Origin of the sequence: Bartonella sp. AP19HLJMH, assembly GCF_042196245.1 — a bacterium.
In the GTDB taxonomy this organism is placed as follows: domain Bacteria; phylum Pseudomonadota; class Alphaproteobacteria; order Rhizobiales; family Rhizobiaceae; genus Bartonella.
The window spans coordinates 124,685-142,951 of sequence record NZ_JBHIPX010000003.1 but is presented as its reverse complement, the minus strand read 5'-3'; the positions used below and the strand labels follow the sequence as shown (position 1 = coordinate 142,951).

The window sequence follows — 18,267 nt, the reverse complement described above, 5'->3', positions numbered from 1 at the left end:
GTAATTGTAACAATTGCTTTTGAGGAAACATCCGTGACATATGTTTTTGTTATCTGATCAATTTTACTGAAAAGTTGCGTGAACACTGTAAAATTCATGGAATTTCTCTTTAACGAATTTTCAATTTTTTATATGCTTTTTAAGCATTTTTCGTTGAATTTTTTTAAGGATAAAATGAAACTTCGTAGACCTTTTCGATCTATGAGAGAGAATTGAGTATTACGCATTAACTTTTTCTTTTTACGAGCATACAGGAAAAATAATATACAAAATATTGCTACAAAAAGCTTTACCTAATGAATCTTATGGTAGGCATGTTCGTGTTTTTACTATTCAAAATTTTTATGTTATGTTTATCTTTCTGTTGTTTGATAAGTGTATGTTCAGCATTGCGTAAATGTGTAACCATTTGTAGTTTTGCTGTTTCATTTTGTAGCATAGCAAGCATTCCAATTATATGTGCTTGTAACTCGGCAATACTTTTTAGATCTTTTGTTGTCGTGATCTCGTTTAATAGTTCTTCAATTTGCTGAAAACGATTGTTTGCTTCTTGAAAAGTTTTTAAACTTACGGCTTTATCAGTGATGGCTGCATATTGGATACGCTTGTTGATAAAACTGCTAGATTCATGGATAGTGACAGGAATTTCTTCTTCTTTTAAAATATTTTCAAGTGATGTAGATAGAGCAGAAGTTTTATTTCTATTGTAGAGATTCTCTGGATTTTTGAGAAAAAAGCTACTGTGATCTGTTTGTACATTTTTAAGTTTTTTAGTATCGAATTTTTGGCTTCCCGTTATAGATTCGTGTATCTTTTTTACTTCCTCAAGGTGTTTTTTTAGCATATCGAGAAGTTGGGCATCAGGTGGCGCTTTCTTTTGCTGTGGAGTTTTTTTAGACTTTGATGTATTTGAAGATGAACTTCCAAAAAAATTGGGCCACTTCGTTGGAACGGATGCCGATAAATCCGCCGCCCCAGCGCCCCAAACCCAAGCCATCGCTGGGTTTGAAATCCCTAAAGTTATTACAACTACTATTGAAATGACCTTTTTTTTCATGTTTCCCTCCTGTCATTTTTTGCGTGCTGTAAGAAAATTGGTAACCATATTGCCGGATCATCACCAACTTCTGCGATAATGCTTTCGGCTAACTCTGCGTTATCAGGCGTTCCTGATAACACTAAGAGCTCGTCACTAAAGTCGTGTTCGATGGTTTTTCCATCGCGTGTCAGATGGAATTTACCAAGATTCAGTTCTGCAAGCGCAGATTGATCACCCTGCTTAATGAGGAATTGGCGACTAAACTCACCAAGTCCTTTAACGAGTTCAAATTCGGCATCTGTTAGTTTAAAGCCTTTTGTATAATCTTCATAATTTGCTTTGGGATTGGCTAGAAAAATGTAAGTTGCACACTGTTGAATGAGTGTTTTGGCAATATTACTTTCCAAGGCATCGCTAGGCTCTTGTGTTGCATAAACAAAAATACCATTTTGTTTACGGATGGTCTTTTGTTTATTTTTGGCTAAATCTTCAAAGTACGGATCTTGCAAAGGCTTCCAAAACTCGTCAAAGATATACATAAACCGCTGTCCGCTAATCATGCCTTCTGTGCGGTAAAGCAAATACATCATCACTGGAGTGCGAGTTTCAAAATTATCTAAGAATTCCGTGATATCAAAGCCGTAAATTTGATGTGTTGAGAGATCAAGAGCATCATGGGGATTATCAAACAACCACCCATAATCACCACCTTCACACCATTTTAGTAAGCGAGCATGAACAGATGGGTGAGCATTATAATCACTTAAACGTGGATTTGGTAAAAATTGTACTAGAAAGGACAAACGACGGAGTGATCGGTCAATGTTCGCACTCATAACAGACATAACTGCTTTGTTAATTTCTTCTTCGTCGTGATGCGTGACTTCACCACCAGCTTCTGCCAATTTTTTAACAAATTGTTTCAGAAAAATAAGATTTTCTTGTGTGGGTGGGAGTTGGAAAGGATTGAAACCACTTTTTCTGCCTGGCTTGAATGTTAAATATTTTCCACCCATCGCGCGAATGGCAATTTCCATGCCACGATCTTTATCAAAAACAACAGTTGTCGGCTTAAATTTTTGTGCTTGTGCTAACAAAAAGCCGAGTAACACGGTTTTACCGGAACCAGATTGTCCGATAAGTGCGGTATTACCAAGTAAACGTTTATCTGTCGAGTCCTCTTCAAGTTTGGAGGCATGAAAGTTGAAATAAAGCGGTGTTTTACTGGTTGTTTTAAGAATTGTGACGGCTGGTCCCCATGGGTTGCCAGTGGGTTTTCCTGACATAAAATTATGAAAAGATGAAAATGACAAAAAGTTCAATGATGTAATCGGAGCAGGACGTGGTCTCCATTTCCAATTGCCAGGAAGTTGTGCCCAATAGCCAGCCTCTATCGCTAAGTCTACAGGTTTGGGCAGTACCGCAACGTCTAGTAATGCTGCACTTGCTTTGGCCATATGGTCGCGAACTTGTTGAATTGTATCACCATAGATCGTCAATGTGCAGTGATGTTCTCCCATGACAAAATGCCCACTGATAAGCTGGTTTAGTGCTTCGTCAATTTGTTCAATTTGGCTCGTTGCCACATCTCGTGCATCAATAAGATTACGCTGATGCCGTTGTAAATAGTCTTTAGCAGCATGTCGGGAGAGCACTGAAAAGCTCTGCGTCAATACGAACTCGAAGTCACTTTCCAACAAAACATTTAATTGTCCTGGTTTGGTTGTTGCATCATATTCTTTAATTTCAAGCATTCCAAATCGACGCATTCCACTGGTTGTTCGCAGTTCACCAAGAGCGCCCCATTTTGAGAAAAAAGGTCGATTGACAGACATATAGTCAGCAAAACGGTCATGGCAAATTGGCATAGGGCGATATTCACCATTGACAAGCATTCCAAGGAATTCAAGTACAGAAGAATAAGCATGCCCATTTTTTTCATAAGCACCAAGAAGTTCTGCACCGTAACGGTTTAAAGATTGGCCTAAAGTACGATTGATGTCATTGAGTTCTTTGATACATGTGTCTTGTCGCATCTTTTTTTGATCAAACGTTTCACGTTCATGTTTAGAAAAGAATGACATAATTTTATCCGCTATCGGTTGAAAAATGACAGTCAGATATAAATCATTGACCATCAAATTATAACCAGTAAAGCTTTGTCGATATTTTTCATCAAGTTGATAGCAAAACATTTGATCAAATGTTGAATCAGGATATTCATAAACACGGCGGCGCACAATATGCGTCCAAAATGATAAATTGGCTGATGCAAGACCCCGTAGAGTATTGTTAAGCTCTTTTATCCATTGAAAAATATCTTCTTCTGAAGCGCTTTGATGCGAACGCCCATCAATTTTCCAAATTGACAAATATTCCGCATTTTTAGTAGAAATAATCGTATCTGTAATATGATGTGAATAAGGCAGAAACAGGCTTACAGGTGTCTCTGATGCAAGGCGTTTGCTGCTTTCAACAGCTGTCATGTTTATCTCCTTTTACTATAATCAGAGGGACTATAACTTGATGCGCCCCAAAAACCTTTGTTGCGATTGCGAAATTTAGTATCGATCCATAACCACCAGATACGAAACGCCTTATCATCGTTTTTAGTAATTTGCACCATAATAAACCATAATGGAGGTGCTATAATCCACAAAAAGATACTTATTGTCATAGCAATAACAGCAACCCCCATAACCATAACGATAAATGGCATCATGGGGACACCCCATATCGTTGGAACACGTGTTGCTCCCTTGAATAGGGGGAATTCTTTTTTTTCTTGCGATTTCATGGAATGTTCTCGTCACTGGAGGTGAAATAATATGTGGCTAATATAAAAAGCTGCACCAGCAATAATGACACTGAATGCCCATCGCATAAATGTAGCTCTTGCGATAATGCGAAATATATAAATAAGCAAAAGTAATAAAAGAATGATAGCAGCAACGATAGGAATAATTATACTTAATCCATATTGCATCCCTATGAAAACATCTAAACTCTTTGTTTCCGTCTGAGCATATGCAGATTGAGTTATTAATAACATAATCAAAGTTATAAAAATAGCACTAATCTTACATATTTTTGATTGAAGCGTATTTAATTGTTTCATATCTTTTATCCCCTTTTAATTAAAGTTGCTATAAATAATATTCCTTTTTTCGTAGTATGAGCGATATTATTACTGGTACAAATCTATAATCAACGAACATTAAAAACATTACGTATTATACTAATTTATGCTTGACCTGTAAATAGCAGTTTAGCAAGTTGGGTTGCCGAGCCAGCAATGACAACGCCGATTGCCCACCGTACAAATGTATCTTTTCCTATATAGCGGCCTGCGTAACCAATTGCTAAGCACAAAAGTATCACGGCAGCAGCAACAGGAATAATGTGATCAATAAGATCTTTTTTTAGAGCATCTAGAGCTTTTTCAGCAGGAGCTAATTTTGCATTTGCATATGTAGACTGTGTTATAAAAAATGCAATTATAGCTGTAGAAATTACTATGATTCTGTTGTTATTTTGTGTTTGGACATTAATTAATTTTCGCATATTTTGCTTTCATTAAATTTTCATGAATATTTTATATTTTTTAACATAAACAAATTACTATCTTTATATGTTACAATTAGCAAATATAAACTCTTAATTTAAAAACATTATGTATTATATCAGTTCATTAGTTACCTGTAAATAACAGTGTAGAAAGCTGTGTTGCTGAGCCAGCGATGACAACGCCGATCGCCCACCGTACAAACGTATCTTTTCCAATGTAGCGCCCTGCATAGGCAATTGCTAAACACAAAAGTATAACAGCAGCGGCGAGAGGGATAATCGTTTTTAAGTCATTTTGGAGTGCATTTAACGCCTTTTGTGCAGGATCTAATTTTACATTTGCATATACGGGATTCGTTATAAAAAAGGCACTTAGAGCTGCAGAAATTACGATAATTTTGTTATTATTTTTTAATTTGAGATTAATTAATTTTTTCATATTTTACTCTTATCAATACTTTGTATATTCTTAATATAAACGAAATATCACATAATATGTTTAAATTTATCAAACATAAACTCTCACATTAGAAACATTATGTATTATAAAGACTCACACTTGCCCCTTGAATAACAGGCTCGCAAGTTGGGTTGCTGAGCCAGCGACGACAACGCCGATTGCCCATCGTATAAATGTATCTTTTCCGATGTAGCGTCCAGCATAACCAATTGCTAAGCATAAAAGTATAACAGCAGCAGCGACAGGAATAATATTAGTATTAAGATCTTTTTGGAGTTCTTCTAAAGCTTTTTTTGCAGGAGCTAAACCGTTTGCTTGGGCCCATACGGGATGTATCATAAAAAATATAGTTATAGCTGCAGAAAGTGTGATGATTTTGTTATTGTTCTTTGATTGGAAGCTAATTAATTTTCGCATATTTCTCTCATTGAAGGTTATAGATAACATTTTGTATCATAGTTACTATCTTTAGTTTTAACTAACTGTACCTGTGAATAACAGCTTCGCAAGTTGGGTTGCTGATCCAGCGATGATAACACCGATTGCCCATCGTATAAATGTATCTCTTTCAATGTAACGTCCTGCGTAACCAATTGCTAAGCATAAAAGTATAACGGCAGCAGCAACAGGAATAATATTGGTAATAAGGTCTGTTTGTAGAGCTGTTAAAGCGTCTTTAGCATTCTTTATTTCTGCATATGCGGGATACGTTATAAAAAACGCAGCTATAGTCGCAGAAATTACAATGATTCTGTTGTTATTTTTTGATTGAAGGTTGATTAGTTTTTGCATATTTTACTCTTATTAAAGTTTCATGAATGCTTTGTATTTCTATCATAAATGGAATAGAATTTTGCCATATTAATAATTATTAGATACAATTTTATCTTAAAAACATTTTGTATTATACTTATTCACACAACACCTGTAAATAGCATTTTAGCAAGTTGGGTTGCTGATCCAGCAATGATAACACCGATTGCCCATCGTATAAATGTATCCTTTTCGATGTAGCGCCCTGCATAGAGAATGGCTAAGCATAAAAGTATAACAGCAGCAGCAATAGGGATAATGTTTCCAATGAGGTCGTTCTGTAAAGCCTCCAAAGCAGTTTTTGCATTTGTTAATTTTACTTGAGCATATACAGAATTGCTCATAAAAAATATAATTAAAGTTGCAGAAATTTTAATATTTCTATTTCTAACTATTGTTTGAAGGGGATTTGGTTGTCTCATATTGTTTGTCTCAATTTAGATTTCTCTTTAGAATAAAAAGATATTTTATACTGAATGACTTTAATATTCATTCTCATTACGCGCCTTTGAATAACATATTTGCAAGTTGGGTTGCTGAACCAGCGATAACAACACCGATTGCCCATCGTACGAATGTATCTTTTCCGATGTAGCGTCCTGCATAAGCAATTGCTAAGCACAAAAGTATCACGGCAGCAGCAAGAGGGATAATCGCTTTCAAGTCTGTTTGGAGAGCAGTTAAAGCTTTGTTGGCAGGATCTAAAACTACTGCTTGGGCTAACACAGGATTGGCCATAAAAAATACAGTTAAAGCTGCAGAGGTTTTAGTAGCTTTATTCCAAATTATTGTTTGAAGAGTTTTTAATTGTTTCATATTGCTTATTCCAATTTAGATTACAGTTGGTATAAATAATCTCTTTTTTTGATATAGTTTGTTATTTCACTAAATAAAAATACAGAAATCTAAGTTTTTTATAATAGATACACTTAGTGTTTAATAAGATTTATCAGGGGGTTTTAAATAACAAATTAGCAAGTTCAGTTGCTGAACCAGCGATAACGACACCAATTGCCCATCGTACGAATGTATCTCTTCCGATATAGCGCCCTGCATAAGCAATCGCTAAGCACAGAAGTATCACGGCTGCAGCAATAGGAATAATTTCTTTCAAGTCTTTTTGGAGCGCGTTTAAAGCTGTATCTGCGTTTTTCAAACCTTTTGCTGCTTGAGCCCATACGGGATTGTTCATAAAAAATACAGTTAAAACTGCAGAGGTTGCGGTAATTTTATTATTATCATTCAATTGAAAATTGATTAATTTTTTCATATTGTTCAACCTTATCAAATTGTATTTGGCGCAAGTAGTTTTTCCATGAAATAAGGGATAATTTCATTGAATTGATGTGGAATAAAAGTATTAAAGTCTAAAATTCTTTTTTCATGAAAGAAGCATTTCATGTTTCAAAAGATTTATTAGTTGGGTTTAAATAATAAACTAGCAAGTTCAGTTGCTGAACCAGCGATAACAACACCGATTGCCCACCGTACAAATGTGTCTTTTCCGATATAGCGCCCTGCATAACCAATTGCTAAGCACAAAAGTATTACGGCAGCAGCGATAGGGATAATCGTTTTTAAATCTGTTTGAAGCAGTCCTAAAGCTTTTTTTGCAGGCTCTAAACCCGCTGCTTGGGCGGATACAGGAGCGGTCATAAAAAATACAGTTAAAGCTGCAGAAAATGCAGCAATTTTATTACGAGCTGTTGTGTGAAGAATATTTAATTGTTTCATGTTCTTTATCCTGATTAAGATTAAAACTCCCACAAATGACCCCTCTTTCATGAAGAAATTTAAAGAGATATTTTGGATCAGCCCAAGTTCTTAGTTTTCCTCTTTGTGTAAGTAATGTATATTTATTTGGCTTTCCGGTGATTGGATCATCGGAAATAAACGTGAAATACCATTCCCTTTCTGAAAGCATCACGACTGTAATCTCACGTGCTGCTTTTTGACTAAATGCTATATCAACGCTGTTTTGTTCTATCATTTTCATTATCTTTGCCCTCAATTAGAAGAGATTTTGTTCAATCTTACTAATTAGAGCTTTAACATTTTCTTATCTACCTTTCATTATAATATCCTATCAAATTTCTGGAGTTTCGTGAAAATATCAGTCATCACTCAGCGATCTTCTCGATGAAGAAAAATCTTCAGCTGAAAAAGCATCGTGGGCGCTACTTTCTTTATGTGTAAATGCATCTTCCTCTCCTTTTGAAGAGAGAGGAAGAGAATCTACTTTAGTTGTCTGTTCTGGTTCTTCTTTTTTAAGCTTTATAGGCTCCTGCAAGCCTTCATTTCCTCGTACAGCAGCTTTTACTCCAACATATGAAGTAACTTTTTGCATACGGGTGTGGCTTGAGTTTTCTGTATTGTAAAAATTCAGCATAGACTGCAAAGTCGCTTTTTCAAAGATGCACTTTGATGTTGTTTGTTGATAGCAGTAAGTTAAAGCGCTTTGTACAGCTGTAATATTTCCGCAAAAATCAAACGCATCAAAAAGAGAAAACAATTTCATATTTCCAACATCAATTTGCCCTAAAATTATGTTAAAATTATGTTCATTCTGTTCAGCTGTTGCGATTGTTTCCTTAAGCTGAGATGATTGATAGAACAAGTTATCTTTATCATCTGTTACATAGACATTGTCCCGCGTTTCTTGTTCGGCAACAACTGAAAATATCATGGGGGGCGTATTGGATATGTATGCAGCAGCAAAAAATGTGAAATCTGGAACAATCATTAGCAATACACCTTATTATGAAGAATTTTATTAATACAAATGCTAATTCTGTGTTGTGCTTTTTCTCGTTGTCTTTTGATTTTATAAATTTGCAGAATGAGATTGTTTAGCTTAGAATATTCCTTGTGATTATTGCTTTGTTCTCTTCTAAGAAGATTTCTAATATATGCAAATATCCAACCAACAAGATAAAAGTGTTGAATAAAATAGAGCATATTACGCCAACCAATATTATTGGAATCACGAAAAAAGGCGCTGCTTTTAAAAAATAATAATCTTTGATACTGTATTGAAGCTGCTTGTTTTATATAATTCTCTAGTTGCAAAAATTTTTTCAAAAAAAATTTATACGAAGTAAAAAGCCGTTGTGTGTAAGGGGAGGTTTTACTGTTATAATGAACTACACTATCATTATACAGAGAGGGCTTGTTCTTTGTTGCGTATTGCCATAATTTATAGAGTGACGATTTATATTTACTTTTGACTACTGATTCATGAGAGTCAGAGAGGTGTGATGGTGTTTGAGCACTGCATTTAGTAGTTCCAGCAATTGAACTGAAAAAAGATGCAGTGGTGGTAATTGATATACCAATAAACAGCTCTTTGTGGTCCAAAGCACATCTCCGTCAAAGTGATATATGTATCGTAATTTTAATTTCGATAATAAATAGACAGAAATTGTCTATAATTGTGTTTAAAATATGGCAAGAAAAGATTCTTTTTTGCAAGGGGAGTAATTAAGGTGAATGATCTCAAAAATATGAATTTTGATGAACTACAAGAGATGCGTACACAAATCGATGTGGAATTAAAAAAACGGCAAGCAAAGGAAAAGCAAAATGCGCGACGAAAAATTCTTGAAATTGCTAATGCCCATGGAATTGATATCGCTGATCTTGTGAGCAAAGAGCGCCATTATAGAAATCCCAATAACCAATGGGAATTATGGAATGGGCGTGGACGTAGACCTAAGTGGATTAAAGAGTGGTTGGAGAATGGGTATACACTTGATGAACTCGAAGTAACGTAACACGTGTGCGATCTTTACAAGATAAGGGAATACCAAGGAATGTAAATGCAAGAAGTATGCTCTTTTGGGTAATTTAATTGTATAAACATACTGAACGAATATATTAAAGTATTGAGTTACCAAATACAATGATAGGGAGCGTGAACAATTTATTTAAATGCAAAAGGTCTTGTTGTCATAATCTGGCAAGCATAATGATGATGCCAGATTGGAATATTGTAATTGCTTTTGGCATGTGAGAGAGGGGGGATATTTTACTTCTTTTTATCGTTTCATTAACGTTGCTCTTTTTAGTCTATGTAAATAAATAGTTTTATTGATTATTTACAAAAATGGTCGAAATGAGAATAATTTATTGCATAGGGATTTTAACTCAATATGTAAAATGATAATTTTATCAATTAATATGTTAATAAATTAGCATACTTATATTTTTGAAATACTGTTCTGTAGAACAAGCCTGATGTTATAGATTTTGTTTGGTCTTTTTTCTGTGAGATTATATATGAGGCATTTACTTTATTTATCGTTCGTTTAGTTGAGATGAGTGAGTATGTAGAAAAATGGAAAATTTCTATGGCTGTTATGGGTTTTATAGAATTTATGACATATTTCTGAGCGTTTGTGATTAAAATTCATTTATGAGCGTTTATGAATAATGAATAAAGAGTGTATTTGAAAATAAAAGGATTGGATCATTTCTATTGCGGTTTATCTTCTTTTATGGTGTGAAATAGGGGGTATGCAGGTTTACAATTGTGTGTGATGGTATAGAGTACGGAATACTTTGTTATATATTGGAATATTTTTTCTAAAGTCGTGTGGTATTCCACAATAAGTTAAAGAGTTTGTCTGAGAAGCAGAATGCCCCAAACGGAATACATTTATGTTTCCAATTTACGCGCTTTTTTAAAAGAAAATTTTTCAATGCAACTAAGCTTATTTTATGGCGCTTCTCATGAATAGTATAACGTAAAAGCCCCTATGATCATATAAAATTCATTGTACACCACCATTTTTACTTCAATAAAAAGTATAAGCCGGCGTCCTTATACACTTTACTCGCCTCCAATATTGCTAAAGTCCTTAGTTCTTGAGAGAGGGAGGCTTTTGTCGCTTTGTTTAATTGTTTTATTTATACGACACTTTCGCTTGTGATGTGCAAGCGAATGATTTTGATTGCTTCAACATGAGAGAGATTTGAAATAAGGGTATTTTATGATCTTTAGATTTCTCACTCAATATGAGAACAATGAACTTATTATTATAAATAAAAGTGTTGTGTGCTAAAAAGTCTTGTTTATTTTATTATGCCGTGAAATGGCTTCTTTTAAGGTGTGGTGATATAAAGCAACAACCTCTCTGAGATATTAAACGTTTTTTCAGTGTATGGTGAATATTCTTAGAATGTAGCTTGCTTGTCGAGTTTAATGTTAAGTGAAATATGGGAGGAGGAAGTCAAGAAAAAATTACTCGACAGGAATCCGGTTTGTAAACAGATTGGATGAGATAGGAATTTTTTGTTCTTTGAAGGAGGAAGGCAAAGGTTGTAAAAAAAGTGAAATAGTATGAATTTTTGCTTAAAGTGGGAAGCCGCGTAGAAGACGTGGGGCATTTGGAGAGAGTCCGGCAGCTTCTTGAATGAAGTATTTTTTTATTTTTGGTGCTTGATTAATGATTCCAAGGCCGGTATCGCGGAGCATCCGTAAAAGAAGGCTATCATTAGAAAAGAGTTTATTAAGCCAATCATTGCTTAAAGCCATACGGACAATTTCAAAACGTCTCCAGCTTTGATAGCGCTCTAAAGCCGTGAGGGAGCCAATGTCAAGACCTAGTCGTGCTGTTTCAATAATCACTTCAGCCAGCGCAGCGCTATCGCGTAATCCTAAATTGAGTCCTTGTCCTGCAATGGGGTGGATGGTATGGGCGGCATCGCCAACGAGAGCAAAACGTGGTTTAACGCATTGACGTGTTAAAGAAAGACTCAAAGGAAAAGCTTGACGTTCGCCATCCCAAGAGAGTTTGCCTAATCGATGGCCAATGCGTCTTTCGAGTTCTGTTTCAAAAATAAGTGTATCAGCTTTGAGATAATATTGCGCAGTTTTATGATCTTCATTCCACACAATGGCGGATCGGTTGCCTTTGAGAGGGAGAAGAGCAAAAGGACCGGCAGGTAAAAAATGTTGAATTGCTTGACCATTATGGGGTTTTTCATGTTCAACTGTGCAGATGATTGCTGTTTGTTTATAGGGATGAGAAAAATTTTTCAGACCAGCTTTTTGGCGTAATTTCGAATGGGCTCCGTCAGCTGCAATAAGCAATTTTGTTTGCCAAACCTCTTCATTATTTAAAGTGACGGTTGTATGTTGATCTTCTTGATGAAAATCAATGACACGGGTGTTTGTAATAACAGGGATATTGAGACCTTTGACACGTTTTTTTAAAGTGTTAATGAGTTCTCTATGCTCTACCATAGCAGCAAAGGGCTCGCCGGGATTAATGTCGCCTTCAAAGGTTAAAAGAGTGGGTTTGACAGGATCATTTGTGCTTGTATCTGTGATGATCATTGAATGAATGGGTTGCGCATAGAGTTTTATAGATTCCCAACATTGTAATTGTTTTAACATACGAATAGAAGCAGCAGCAAGGGCAATGGTTCGTATGTTAGAAGCAGCGGGATCTCCTTGTGGAGCAGCATCAACGATTTTTATTTTCAGATTAGGGGCTGTTTGCTTGAGTGCTATCGCTAGGGTTAAACCGACAGCTGCCCCCCCTGCAATGAGCAGATCACATTGTTTAGTTTTATGAGATTTAATTTTTTTATTGGGTTTTACGTCTTTATTGCGATTAGAACACACAATACTTCTTCCATTGTTTATAGTTTGCTTTCTTTTAAAAAGAATATCTTTTTATATTGCCTAAAATATCTTAACTTTTACTTTTCTCTCTGCTTTACAAAAACGAGGTTTCTTTTTAGCACCAATCTGATGACAGATTGGTTTTTCAGAGTTTTTCTGCTTAATCATTTATGTGATTCATCTTACAGATTTATCGGATAAGCTTTTTTAAATATCTTCTTCAATTCTTTTTACACTTGGTTGATAAAAAAGAAAACTAAAAATAAACAAAGATGGTCGTGTATTTTTTAAGTTGTGTGAGTTACTTCAGTATGCTTGTCCTGAAGGGGGACATTTCGTTAGTATGATAGATAAAAATAGATAAAAAATTGTGGTCATTCGTGATGGTTAAAACAGTATTCATATTTTGCCGTTATCATGATGTAGCGTAAAAAATATTATTTGTTTAGGAAGGTGCCTATAGCACCCATGTAACACTTTACACATGAGGTGTTTTTTGGTTGATCGTTTGATAAATATTCAGGGAGAGCTTTTTGTGCGCCTTATGAAGGATTGTCTCTTAGGGTGGTGGTATATGAATGATATGAAGTGGTTAGAAGGTAGAACGCGCTAGATAAGAAGTCGGATTGTTTACAGGCTATTTGTTTACAAATCGGCACAGAGTTTAAGCTTCATGCTTTTTTTAGAGAGAGAGGGAGTTATAACTCTTTAAAATATGAAAGTTTTGTATTTGGAATTGATAGATGCACCGAAGTTCTTCTCCTTATGATTCATTAGAAGTGCGAAATTCTCAAGGTTCGCGTCTTATTGAGATGTTTTTACGTCAGATAGGAGTATTTATTGGGCTCGGGCTTTTGGGCTTTATTATTTTTTGTGTGTTTGCTTTGGCGACGTGGAATGTTGCGGATCCATCTTTAACCCATGCAAGTACAAATGAGGTTACAAACCTTATGGGGTGGATGGGGGCAATTTTTTCAGATTTTATTATGCAGTTTTTTGGCTTGGCAAGTCTTTCTGTTTTGTTGCCACCGTTATTTTGGTCTTTTCTCTTGTTGGCGCAAAAGAATATCTACAATTTGACTTTGCGCTTTTTTTTATGGGTGCTATCAACGATTTGTTTTTTAATTGCTTTTGCCCTTATGTCACCTGTTGCTTCTTTTACTTATTGGCCATTGCCAATGGGATTGGGAGGGGTTTTAGGAGATAAAGTTTTAAGTGTTGCTTCTTCAGTCTTTCCTCTTTTTCTTTCTCCTCCTTACACGGTGTTTTTCAGTGTTGTTTTTATTCTTTTAGGTTTTTTCACCGCTGCTTTTGCTGGTAATGTGATATGGCGGCGTCGAACAAAGAAAAGAAAAGAAAAAAGCATTCCAAAAGACGAAATCGTTAATCCAGTCTTTGAGTTGGAAGAAGATACGGAATATGCCGCAGAGGAGGATCGTGAAAATCATGGTTTTTTTGCGACAACTTGTGGCGCTCTTTTGCATCTTTTTTATTTTTTACAAGCGCGTTTTTTTCGTTTATTCTGTTTCAAAAGGCGTTTTCAGAGTAAAGGGCAAGGAAAGCCATTTGATCGGATTGAGCCAACTTTTTTAGGTGAAAAAGTAAAGTGTGAGGAAAATCAAAATAAAGCCTATGTTTCTCCTGTTAAAAATCGAAAGTCTTTAACAGCTTCTTCAAAGGGTGGTTTTGTTCTTCCTCTTGTAGATTATCTTTCGGTTCCACCACCGTCTGTTAAGGATGCAAAACTTTCTCCTGCTGTTTTAAGAGCAAATTCTCAGGAGCTTGAAGGGGTTTTGTTAGATTTTGGGGTCAAAGGAAAAATTATAGATGCTTGTCCTGGACCGGTGGTAACTTTGTATGAATTTGAACCGGCAGCAGGCATTAAGTCTTCCCGTATCATTGGTTTGGCAGATGATATTGCACGCTCGATGCGTGCGATTTCGGCGCGTGTTGCGGTGGTTCCAGGACGTAATGTTATTGGAATAGAATTGCCCAATGCAAAGCGTGAGATGGTTTATTTACGAGAAATGTTGCAGGCGCAAGAATTTATTGACAGCAAAGCCAAGCTAGGACTTGCTTTGGGTAAGACAATCGGGGGGGAAGCTGTTGTTGCAGATTTAGCAAAAATGCCCCATCTTTTGGTTGCTGGTACAACAGGATCGGGAAAGTCTGTTGCTATCAATACAATGATTTTATCATTGCTTTATCGTATGACACCTGAACAATGTCGTCTCATTATGGTGGACCCGAAAATGCTTGAGCTTTCGGTTTATGATGGCATTCCCCATTTATTAACACCCGTGGTGACAGATCCTAAAAAAGCCGTGATTGCTTTAAAGTGGGCTGTTCGTGAAATGGAAGAACGCTATAGTAAAATGTCAAAACTAGGTGTTCGTAATATTGATGGGTTTAATGCACGTCTTAGGGAAGCTGCAAGTCAGGGAGAGACAATGGTGCGGACAATTCAAGTTGGATTTGATCGCGAGACTGGTGAGCCTCTTTATGAAACGGAAACACTTGATTTTAGTCCTATGCCCTATATTGTTGTCATTATTGATGAAATGGCTGATTTGATGATGGTTGCTGGTAAAGATATTGAAGGAGCGGTTCAACGTTTAGCACAAATGGCACGTGCTGCCGGTATCCATGTAATTATGGCGACACAGCGTCCTTCTGTCGATGTTATTACTGGGACGATCAAAGCCAATTTTCCTACACGTATTTCTTTTTCTGTGAGTTCAAAAATTGATAGCCGAACAATTTTAGGCGAACAGGGGGCCGAGCAATTATTGGGACAAGGAGATATGCTCTTTATGATGGGAGGAGGACGTATTCAGCGTGTGCATGGGCCTTTTGTTGCGGATGATGAAGTGGAGCAGGTTGTTGCGCATCTCAAAGCGCAAGCACGACCGGATTATTTAGAAACAATTACGCAAGAAGTTGAAGAGGATGGTGCTGATGTTTCTTTGTCTTCTCCTTCAGAAGATGATCCCTATAGTCAAGCTGTTGCTATTGTGCTTCGTGATCGTAAGGCTTCGACCTCTTATATTCAACGCCGTTTAGGCATTGGTTATAACCGCGCTGCGACATTGATTGAGAGGATGGAAGAAGAAGGTATTATTAGTCCAGCAAATCACGCAGGGAAACGAGAAATTTTAGTGCCTGCTGAAGAAGAGCGCTTTTGAAAAATCTTTATAGTTGTTTTTTATAATACCTTGTAAAACAAGTGTTTATCCTATTGTATCGTAGAAATTCTGCATTTTCATATACCAGCTCTCAATTTGCGATAGCTCCTTGGTACTTGAGACTCCTTATAAGGGGATTCTTTATCTTATATAACTTTTATCCATACACCAACCTTGCTTGTAACGTGCAAGCAAATGATTTGAATTGATTCAATATGAGAGAGTATGTGATGAGAGAATCTTATTGTCTTTGGCGTTATGATTTAAGTTAAAAAGATAAATTATTATAAATCAATATCTTGGTATAAAATAATGTCATTGCGAGTGTAGAGGGGGGTAAAAGCATGTAAGGTTTGGTATTTAAGTGTCTTTTTAAGTGCGCTCTAAATATTTAGGGCAAGGCTGATCTGTCGAGTCTTAATATAAATGAATTATATGGGGTGGGAAGCTAAGTGAAATTTGCTAAACTCCAAACTGTTTACAGAGTGGTTCGGATGAAGATTTTTATTCTTTTGGGTGGGAAGGAAGTCAAAAAAGCATTTTTGATACTTAAAAGAGCTTTCATGTTCGCGAGTAATATGTTTAGTCCTTAATCCATTATGTATTGACTATAATTTATGTTGCTTCATAGATTAGGGGTGGGAAAGAATATATTATGCGTTTAGAAAATCAGCAGATAAGCAGGAAAATTTGATGATTTCGGAAACATAAACGCAGACTGGTTATTTGGAAACGATACCGAAAGAGATCGCAAGAAATAGAGGGATGTTTCTTTAGCAGATGATTCCTATTGTCAAGCTGTTGCTATTATGCTTCGTGATCGTAAGGCTTCAACTTCTTATATTCAATGTCGTTTAGGCATTGGTTATAACTGTGCCGCCACATTGATCGAAAGGATAGAAGAAGAAGGCATCATTAGTCCAGCTAATGATATGGGTAAGCGAAAAATTTTGGAGACTGTCGAAGAAGAATACTTTTAAAAATCTTTTGATATTTTTTTCAAACAATATCTTTATCTTATAAAGAAGGGTATTTATTCGTCGTTGATCACTTAAGTTATGAATTATAAAGTCAATTAAGTATTGCTTGGGAGCATTTTTTATGAAAACGTCTTTTTTACCGCAAAGAAGAATCTTTGGGTTGGTGGGAATTATTATCTTTTGGTGTTTAACTTTTCCTGTTTTTTCGCAAGCATCTAATAAAGTGATAAAGGCGCAAAATGTTGTGAATCACTTTGCGGCAATCAAAACAATGACAGGTGATTTTATTCAGTTTAGTCCAAAGGGAAAAATGTCTCAGGGGACATTTTATTTAGAGCGCCCAGGGAAAATTCGTTTCATTTACAAAAAAATGCCTTTACAGATTATTTCAGATGGCCAATTTGTGGGTATTAACAATCGGGCTTTGAATACTTGGAACTTTTCACAACTTTCGCAAACGCCAATGAAGTTTTTGTTGGATGATAAAATTGATGTATCTTCTGGGCGCTTGTTCGCATTTCGCGAAGATCCAGGGGCTGTAACGATTGTTCTGCGTGATAAAACGATTGGGGCAGGGCAAATAAGGATGGTTTTTGATTCTAAAGGCTCTGCTTTGCGACAGTGGACAATTGTTGACCAACAAAATTTGGAAACTACTGTGCAGATTATGAATGTGCGGACAGACGTCCGGTTCGCTAATGGGATGTTCACGCTTCCTTCGAAGAAATGAAGAAAGAGTGTTACGTCATTGGGATTAAAACAAATGTTCTTTCGTATTGCGACTTGGAATATTAATTCTATTCGTTTGCGTCTTGCACAGGTTTTTCAGTATTTGGAACTCTTTTCCGCAGATGTTTTGTGTCTACAGGAAACAAAATGTCCAGATGCTTTATTTCCAGTGGAGGCTTTTGAAGCAGCGGGTTATAAGCATATCGCATTGAGTGGACAAAAATCTTATAACGGGGTGGCTATTGTTTCTCGTTTGCCTTTTAAAAAGGTAGAAAAGCGTTTTTTTTGCCAAAACCAAGATTGCCGTTATATCTCAGTTATTGTGGAAGCCCATGGGAGAAGCTTGCGGATTCATAATTTTTATGTTCCTGCTGGGGGAGATATCCCTGATGCTGATGTGAATGAAAAGTTTCGTCATAAGCTTGATTTTTTAGAAGAAATGTCCTCCATTCGTGCGGATCAAGGCGATGGTCTTTCTTCTCTTTTGGTGGGAGATTTAAATATTGCTCCTTTGGCAGAGGATGTTTGGTCTCATCAGCAATTGTTGAAGGTTGTAAGCCATACTCCCATTGAAACCGAGCGTTTACAGGATTTGTGTTGTCAAGGTGGATGGGTTGATCTGATGCGGTTGCATATTCCTGTTCCTACCAAGCTTTACACATGGTGGAGTTATCGTGCTCGCGATTGGGCATTTACCGATTATGGGCGGCGGCTTGACCATGTTTGGTCTTCTCAAGATTTAGCCCCTTTTGTTGTAGATCTTTCGATTTTTCGTGATGCGCGCGGATGGGAACGTCCTTCAGATCATATTCCTGTGCAAACTGTATTTGATTTTTCACGTCAAGTTTGAAATAAGAGGTAAA

General features: G+C 36.2%; 20 protein-coding genes and 2 pseudogenes. 5 read left to right on the top strand and 17 right to left on the bottom strand.

What is annotated here, in order from left to right:
- From ACFINR_RS03150 to ACFINR_RS03075, 16 genes and pseudogenes are all read right to left on the bottom strand, one after another.
- Positions 1–98 (bottom strand): annotated as a pseudogene (locus tag ACFINR_RS03150) (trwi protein); the annotation flags it as partial.
- A 191-nt stretch (positions 99–289) separates the two neighbouring features.
- Positions 290–1,057, bottom strand: coding sequence for a type IV secretion system protein (locus ACFINR_RS03145; protein ID WP_375652483.1), 768 nt, complete (start codon positions 1,055–1,057; stop codon positions 290–292).
- Complete coding sequence (locus tag ACFINR_RS03140) at positions 1,054–3,525, bottom strand: VirB4 family type IV secretion/conjugal transfer ATPase (RefSeq protein WP_375652482.1); 2,472 nt, start codon at positions 3,523–3,525, stop codon at positions 1,054–1,056. The genes ACFINR_RS03145 and ACFINR_RS03140 overlap by 4 nt, the downstream gene beginning before the upstream one ends.
- A gap of 2 nt (positions 3,526–3,527) precedes the next feature.
- The gene (locus ACFINR_RS03135; RefSeq protein ID WP_375652481.1) at positions 3,528–3,836 is read right to left on the bottom strand and encodes a type IV secretion system protein VirB3; all 309 of its coding nucleotides are present in this window, start codon (positions 3,834–3,836) and stop codon (positions 3,528–3,530) included.
- A 12-nt stretch (positions 3,837–3,848) separates the two neighbouring features.
- Positions 3,849–4,157 (bottom strand): conjugal transfer protein, encoded by a 309-nt coding sequence (locus ACFINR_RS03130; protein WP_375613867.1) that lies wholly within the window; start codon positions 4,155–4,157, stop codon positions 3,849–3,851.
- 125 nt (positions 4,158–4,282) lie between these two features.
- A complete protein-coding gene (gene trwL / locus ACFINR_RS03125) occupies positions 4,283–4,603 on the bottom strand; it encodes a VirB2 family type IV secretion system major pilin TrwL (RefSeq protein WP_375652480.1) in 321 nt (106 codons plus the stop codon).
- 127 nt (positions 4,604–4,730) lie between these two features.
- Entirely contained in the window at positions 4,731–5,045 is a 315-nt protein-coding gene (gene trwL, locus ACFINR_RS03120; RefSeq protein ID WP_375652479.1) for a VirB2 family type IV secretion system major pilin TrwL, read from the bottom strand.
- A 114-nt stretch (positions 5,046–5,159) separates the two neighbouring features.
- A complete protein-coding gene (gene trwL / locus ACFINR_RS03115) occupies positions 5,160–5,483 on the bottom strand; it encodes a VirB2 family type IV secretion system major pilin TrwL (protein WP_375652478.1) in 324 nt (107 codons plus the stop codon).
- A gap of 57 nt (positions 5,484–5,540) precedes the next feature.
- Positions 5,541–5,858 (bottom strand): VirB2 family type IV secretion system major pilin TrwL, encoded by a 318-nt coding sequence (trwL, locus tag ACFINR_RS03110; RefSeq protein ID WP_375610330.1) that lies wholly within the window; start codon positions 5,856–5,858, stop codon positions 5,541–5,543.
- A gap of 122 nt (positions 5,859–5,980) precedes the next feature.
- Complete coding sequence (trwL, locus tag ACFINR_RS03105; protein WP_375652477.1) at positions 5,981–6,301, bottom strand: VirB2 family type IV secretion system major pilin TrwL; 321 nt, start codon at positions 6,299–6,301, stop codon at positions 5,981–5,983.
- Positions 6,302–6,377: 76 nt separating this feature from the next.
- Positions 6,378–6,695 carry a VirB2 family type IV secretion system major pilin TrwL gene (gene trwL / locus ACFINR_RS03100; RefSeq protein ID WP_375652476.1) on the bottom strand — a complete coding sequence of 106 codons (318 nt, stop codon included), beginning with the start codon at positions 6,693–6,695 and terminating at the stop codon, positions 6,378–6,380.
- A 133-nt stretch (positions 6,696–6,828) separates the two neighbouring features.
- Positions 6,829–7,149 (bottom strand): VirB2 family type IV secretion system major pilin TrwL, encoded by a 321-nt coding sequence (gene trwL / locus ACFINR_RS03095; protein WP_375652475.1) that lies wholly within the window; start codon positions 7,147–7,149, stop codon positions 6,829–6,831.
- A 146-nt stretch (positions 7,150–7,295) separates the two neighbouring features.
- Positions 7,296–7,613 (bottom strand): VirB2 family type IV secretion system major pilin TrwL, encoded by a 318-nt coding sequence (gene trwL / locus ACFINR_RS03090; RefSeq protein WP_375652474.1) that lies wholly within the window; start codon positions 7,611–7,613, stop codon positions 7,296–7,298.
- The gene (korA, locus tag ACFINR_RS03085; protein ID WP_015857010.1) at positions 7,576–7,875 is read right to left on the bottom strand and encodes a KorA family transcriptional regulator; all 300 of its coding nucleotides are present in this window, start codon (positions 7,873–7,875) and stop codon (positions 7,576–7,578) included. Before korA ends, trwL (ACFINR_RS03090) begins: the two co-directional genes overlap by 38 nt.
- Positions 7,876–7,992: 117 nt before the next feature.
- Positions 7,993–8,622, bottom strand: coding sequence for a TrwN protein (locus ACFINR_RS03080; protein ID WP_375652473.1), 630 nt, complete (start codon positions 8,620–8,622; stop codon positions 7,993–7,995).
- Entirely contained in the window at positions 8,622–9,236 is a 615-nt protein-coding gene (locus ACFINR_RS03075; RefSeq protein WP_375652472.1) for a hypothetical protein, read from the bottom strand. Before ACFINR_RS03075 ends, ACFINR_RS03080 begins: the two co-directional genes overlap by 1 nt.
- A 128-nt stretch (positions 9,237–9,364) precedes the next feature.
- Here ACFINR_RS03075 and ACFINR_RS03070 point away from each other — a divergent pair, with 128 nt between their 5' ends.
- Positions 9,365–9,652, top strand: a complete 288-nt coding sequence (locus ACFINR_RS03070) for an H-NS family nucleoid-associated regulatory protein (protein ID WP_015857007.1) — start codon at positions 9,365–9,367, stop codon at positions 9,650–9,652.
- A 1,580-nt stretch (positions 9,653–11,232) separates the two neighbouring features.
- Here the strand turns inward: ACFINR_RS03070 and ACFINR_RS03065 are convergent.
- Entirely contained in the window at positions 11,233–12,510 is a 1,278-nt protein-coding gene (locus ACFINR_RS03065) for a ubiquinone biosynthesis hydroxylase (RefSeq protein ID WP_375652471.1), read from the bottom strand.
- Positions 12,511–13,253: 743 nt separating this feature from the next.
- On the opposite strand from ACFINR_RS03065, the gene ACFINR_RS03060 reads away from it, so the two are divergent.
- The 4 genes and pseudogenes from ACFINR_RS03060 to ACFINR_RS03045 all read left to right on the top strand — a co-directional run bounded on the left by ACFINR_RS03060 (position 13,254) and on the right by ACFINR_RS03045 (position 18,254).
- On the top strand, positions 13,254–15,695 hold the full coding sequence (locus ACFINR_RS03060) for a DNA translocase FtsK 4TM domain-containing protein (RefSeq protein WP_375649746.1): 2,442 nt from the start codon (positions 13,254–13,256) through the stop codon (positions 15,693–15,695).
- A gap of 723 nt (positions 15,696–16,418) precedes the next feature.
- Positions 16,419–16,675: pseudogene (locus tag ACFINR_RS03055) on the top strand (DNA translocase FtsK); the annotation flags it as partial.
- 121 nt (positions 16,676–16,796) lie between these two features.
- The gene (locus ACFINR_RS03050; protein ID WP_375652470.1) at positions 16,797–17,405 is read left to right on the top strand and encodes an outer membrane lipoprotein carrier protein LolA; all 609 of its coding nucleotides are present in this window, start codon (positions 16,797–16,799) and stop codon (positions 17,403–17,405) included.
- Positions 17,406–17,438: 33 nt separating this feature from the next.
- On the top strand, positions 17,439–18,254 hold the full coding sequence (locus ACFINR_RS03045; RefSeq protein ID WP_375611707.1) for an exodeoxyribonuclease III: 816 nt from the start codon (positions 17,439–17,441) through the stop codon (positions 18,252–18,254).
- Positions 18,255–18,267: the final 13 nt, after the last annotated feature.

Excerpts from the sequence above, each read along its gene's own strand:
- ACFINR_RS03145 (WP_375652483.1), bottom strand. The coding sequence starts at position 1,057 with ATGAAAAAAAAGGTCATTTCAATAGTAGTTGTAATAACTTTAGGGATT.
- ACFINR_RS03140 (WP_375652482.1), bottom strand. The coding sequence starts at position 3,525 with ATGACAGCTGTTGAAAGCAGCAAACGCCTTGCATCAGAGACACCTGTA.
- ACFINR_RS03135 (WP_375652481.1), bottom strand. The coding sequence starts at position 3,836 with ATGAAATCGCAAGAAAAAAAAGAATTCCCCCTATTCAAGGGAGCAACA.
- ACFINR_RS03130 (WP_375613867.1), bottom strand. The coding sequence starts at position 4,157 with ATGAAACAATTAAATACGCTTCAATCAAAAATATGTAAGATTAGTGCT.
- trwL (WP_375652480.1), bottom strand. The coding sequence starts at position 4,603 with ATGCGAAAATTAATTAATGTCCAAACACAAAATAACAACAGAATCATA.
- trwL (WP_375652479.1), bottom strand. The coding sequence starts at position 5,045 with ATGAAAAAATTAATTAATCTCAAATTAAAAAATAATAACAAAATTATC.
- trwL (WP_375652478.1), bottom strand. The coding sequence starts at position 5,483 with ATGCGAAAATTAATTAGCTTCCAATCAAAGAACAATAACAAAATCATC.
- trwL (WP_375610330.1), bottom strand. The coding sequence starts at position 5,858 with ATGCAAAAACTAATCAACCTTCAATCAAAAAATAACAACAGAATCATT.
- trwL (WP_375652477.1), bottom strand. The coding sequence starts at position 6,301 with ATGAGACAACCAAATCCCCTTCAAACAATAGTTAGAAATAGAAATATT.
- trwL (WP_375652476.1), bottom strand. The coding sequence starts at position 6,695 with ATGAAACAATTAAAAACTCTTCAAACAATAATTTGGAATAAAGCTACT.
- trwL (WP_375652475.1), bottom strand. The coding sequence starts at position 7,149 with ATGAAAAAATTAATCAATTTTCAATTGAATGATAATAATAAAATTACC.
- trwL (WP_375652474.1), bottom strand. The coding sequence starts at position 7,613 with ATGAAACAATTAAATATTCTTCACACAACAGCTCGTAATAAAATTGCT.
- korA (WP_015857010.1), bottom strand. The coding sequence starts at position 7,875 with ATGAAAATGATAGAACAAAACAGCGTTGATATAGCATTTAGTCAAAAA.
- ACFINR_RS03080 (WP_375652473.1), bottom strand. The coding sequence starts at position 8,622 with ATGATTGTTCCAGATTTCACATTTTTTGCTGCTGCATACATATCCAAT.
- ACFINR_RS03060 (WP_375649746.1), top strand. The coding sequence starts at position 13,254 with ATGCACCGAAGTTCTTCTCCTTATGATTCATTAGAAGTGCGAAATTCT.
- ACFINR_RS03050 (WP_375652470.1), top strand. The coding sequence starts at position 16,797 with ATGAAAACGTCTTTTTTACCGCAAAGAAGAATCTTTGGGTTGGTGGGA.
- ACFINR_RS03045 (WP_375611707.1), top strand. The coding sequence starts at position 17,439 with ATGTTCTTTCGTATTGCGACTTGGAATATTAATTCTATTCGTTTGCGT.